The sequence below is a fragment of the Roseimaritima sediminicola genome (assembly GCF_009618275.1).
Lineage (GTDB): Bacteria > Planctomycetota > Planctomycetia > Pirellulales > Pirellulaceae > Roseimaritima > Roseimaritima sediminicola.
In genome coordinates this window covers 1-3630 of the sequence record NZ_WIAD01000103.1, presented here as the reverse complement: position 1 = coordinate 3630, position 3630 = coordinate 1, and the positions used below count along the sequence as shown (strand labels likewise).

The 3630-nt window shown below is 54.8% G+C and carries 4 protein-coding genes and 1 pseudogene; all 5 read right to left on the bottom strand.

The window, feature by feature from the left end:
* Window positions 1–112 precede the first annotated feature (112 nt).
* Window positions 113–760 (bottom strand): DUF2971 domain-containing protein, encoded by a 648-nt coding sequence (locus GE027_RS22365; RefSeq protein ID WP_153559456.1) that lies wholly within the window; start codon window positions 758–760, stop codon window positions 113–115.
* A gap of 86 nt (window positions 761–846) precedes the next feature.
* Entirely contained in the window at window positions 847–1416 is a 570-nt protein-coding gene (locus GE027_RS22360) for a GNAT family N-acetyltransferase (protein ID WP_153559455.1), read from the bottom strand.
* Window positions 1417–1419: 3 nt separating this feature from the next.
* Window positions 1420–2109, bottom strand: a complete 690-nt coding sequence (locus GE027_RS22355) for a helix-turn-helix domain-containing protein (RefSeq protein WP_153559454.1) — start codon at window positions 2107–2109, stop codon at window positions 1420–1422.
* A gap of 9 nt (window positions 2110–2118) precedes the next feature.
* On the bottom strand, window positions 2119–2514 hold the full coding sequence (locus tag GE027_RS22350; RefSeq protein ID WP_153559453.1) for a hypothetical protein: 396 nt from the start codon (window positions 2512–2514) through the stop codon (window positions 2119–2121).
* A gap of 341 nt (window positions 2515–2855) precedes the next feature.
* Window positions 2856–3275, bottom strand: a pseudogene (locus GE027_RS22345) (M28 family peptidase); the annotation flags it as partial.
* Between the last annotated feature and the right edge of the window lie 355 nt (window positions 3276–3630).

Genomic DNA, 3630 nt, shown 5'->3' with positions numbered 1-3630 from the left:
GCAGGACGAGCGTCGCCAAGCGGCGGACCGCAAACGAACCCGCCGAGCCCGCCGCCGCCTCCCGAAGCGTTAATCAGTTAGCTCGCCCACCGACAGATCCGGCGAGCGTCTCCTACCTGCTCACGGTCCGATCGGCAATGCTCGCCAGCAACGGGTTTTGGTGTACGGTTACGCTGAAGCCAGCATCTTTGTGGAAGGCGGACTGGTCGATGCACCAGCCCCCGATCCTTTCAGCAGCGTTGTTACGACACCAGTTTACCCTGTTCTGATCGGTGTCGTCTGGTAATGCCGCGAGTTGGGATTGCAAGTCGTTGACGATCGCATCGAACCCGTCTTTAAGAGGTGATTCCTCGTACGAAACTGAATCGAGTCTGCACTCGAAGACGCCGTCGGTCTCTTGGAAGAGAAGTTCCGTTTTCATTCCGATCGCAAAACCGTCACCGTCGTTGGCGTAGGCTCTCCACTGGCTTAACTTGTCTTTGCTGGCACAGAAGCAGCAAATGTAATACTGCCATCGTTCCGCGTTCGCCAGATAAGACTTCGCTGATTCAAGCACAGGATCGCTTGGATCCGCGTTCAATTTCTCAGAAAGCAGCTCTTGGCAGAACTCGACACCTTTCTTTATCTCCATGGTGTCGTTCAGATACGCAGCATGCGTATACCATAGCTTTTGATTGCTGAGTATGGAAAGCAATGCATTTGCGTCGCAGTAGTGATAGACCACTGTCTCTTTGAGATCAGGGGGTAGCTTCGGTGCCATTTTGAGAGCTCATCGCGAATCAGATGTAAATAATCCCGCTAGCGTTCAATTCAGAGAGATGGAATCCGCAGTTTTATGTCGAAACTTCAAAGATCGAGAGCCAACTTATGCTGCATCGCGAGATGATCGTTTTCATCAAATTCGGGCAAAAACTCGAAGCCGTAACGCTGGTATAGCTTTTGAGCAGGGATGTTGTCGCGATGAACTCGCAGGGTTAACAACTCAACGTGCTTCTTCGGTGGCTTGTCTTCTCGGATTTGCTCCGCGGCTTTCTTGGCTTGACCAATCAGATGCTCGATGATCTGGTTGGAATAGCGGAATTCTGGCGAGGAAGGCTTGCCGCGGTACTTGTGATCAAGGCCAAGTTGAGGGATGTATAGTAGTCGAGACTTTTTGCCATCGGGCGGTGGCCATCTCAACCAGCCCGTCGCCGATAAAGAAGCGAAGCCAACGATCGAGTCGTCGGCCTCGCTGTGGCGATAGATCCAGACCTTGGTCTCGTGTTTCTCAATCGAGTCGATAACTTCCGAGCCGCGAATCCACTCGGTCGCTGCACGTGCCCACGCTTCATCACCGCAATGCAGATCGGCCAGGAAAGGCAAATCGGCTGGTGTGAATGGATCTGCATAGAGCAGCTTTTCTTCGGACCGCGACAATGCTTATCGCCCTGCTCTCGAAGGCAACTCGCGAGTCTTAACTTGAGCAGGCGGTCGCGAAATAGCAGCGTCCAATGCTTCGGCTTGAGCGGCGGTGAGTTCTCGATCATTGAAGAACTCTGCCGTCGAGTCGAGGCTCGCGGCGACTTCGAGGTCCGGCCACAAATCAGTGGGGGAAACGTTGAGTGCAGTTGCCATTTTGAGGATCGTCTTTCGTTGCGGTCGCGATTTGCGTGAAAGCATTTTCGAAATCGCCGACTGGGTGCAGGCGATACGCTCCGCAAGTTCTTCTTGAGTGATGTTTTTCTGTTGCAGAATCGCTTTGACACGATCGGCGAAGGTGGCCTCCTGAGTGGCCATTTGCTCGTGTCGAGCGGCGATGATTGGTCTCCAAGCCGGATCGGGATGCTGGGTGGCGGTCTCGACTTGCGATTTTCGAAAGTCGAGACCGTAGGCGCCGTGGCCCTCTTGTGGGTTCAGATACAATGCGTCTGCAATGGTCGCAAACGCTCGATGACGATCATCATCCGTCGTCTGTTCGTGCTCGATTACCGCAAACATCGAACGAACGACCGCTTGAACCTCGTCGCTGCACTCCATGTACCGACGAATGAAGTCTCGTTGCTCGGGGCTGATGCTCAGCACGGCACGAAAAGCATCGCTTGGAATTTCATTTAAGTTGCTTATTGACATCTCGTCACCTTAATCAGCACGTGCTCTGATGATCGTGCTGCGACCTGAATAAATGGTGTGTTGCAAACTGCCCAGCGTCTCGTCAGCCCGCATCGCGCCGAGAATCCACAGCGTGGGAACCTGCGGATTTGGCGAATACTCGAAAAACAGGACTCGTACGGTATCAACGACTCCGTCATCGAGCTGCGCAAACAGTTCCACCAGACCGGTTGGCTGCAGACGCTGCCACGGCAAATCAATGACCACAAGCTGATCGGGATCCCACCAGCGAAGTTTGTGGAGCTGTCGGTTCAGTTCGGAGCGAACCGAATAGCGGGGCAGGAGGTGTTGGAAGTCCTGAAACGCAGGGCGGCAAATTCGCAACCGCCACTCCAAGCCCTCAGTTCCAGTTATCGGCTCGCTCATGACAATAATATGACTGTATTATGACGTGTCAAGTTCGGTTTCGTAAGCTTGGGAAGGTCTCGGAGCGTAAGTGCTTACCCAGACATGGCTTACGTGGAACTTCGGGAAGACGGTTAACAACGATGTGGCTTCCCTGGACCCCGCATTGCCCGCAGAAAACGGGGGTTTTGGCTTCAAAACCGTACCCTCAACAGCATTTTTTCGTCGGTGATGCGGTCGAGATCAAGGCAGAGGTAGGGATCTTTGGCGAGGGTTTTGTTGGGCCATCCAGGAGTCTCGTGGGTTCATCCCACCTGCGGGACTTTCTTAGGCACCTGCGAGTAACCGTTCACGTCCAGGCCGAAATACGGTGGCTCTTCGCACGCGAACGCAACATAGCGGGCGGTGCGCCGGCCGGTGTGGTTGCGAAGCAAACGGCTGACTTCCAGCATGACCGCCACGGCCGACGCGTTATCATCGGCTCCGGGCGTCGAGAAGAGAGTGTCGTAGTGGGCCCCGAGCAGGACGATCTCATCGGCTCGTTTGGTACCGGGTTGCTCGATGATCAGGTCAATCGATTCATCGCCGAGCACGTCGTAGGTCTCGCGATCGATCGTGTACCCCATCTCGGCCCATTGGCCTTGGATGTAGCCGATGGTCGCTTGGATTGTCTTGGGCTTTTTCAAAGTGCGAGGACCGATCAGTCCGGCAAGTCGATCGACGTGCAGGCGAAGGTTCGCCTCGATTTCGCCCCGGTCGACGTTTTTTGATTCGGTGGGCATCAGTATGGCGGGCGGGGAAGATGGCAGATTGCAAATTGCAAATTGAACAATGCAAATTGGAAATTGGGTCGCTTCGACTTGGGTGATTGTTTTTATTTTGGCTCTTGCGTGCTGCTCATTCGTGCGGGCAGTGACGAGTGCTTGCCCGAGGATCCGGCACAGCTCATCTGTCTCGCTTGCGACTTCCGCCATTCATGTTTCAGGTAAGCACGTCGCAACATTTAATTCGGCTTTACTCTCCCTCTGGGAGAGTCGGGCTCTTAGGCCCGGAGAGGGTTTCCGTAAGGCCCTCCCCGGGCCTAAGAGCCCGACCCTCCCGCTGCGCGGGAGGGTGTTGTCGCGGGGTTTCACCGAA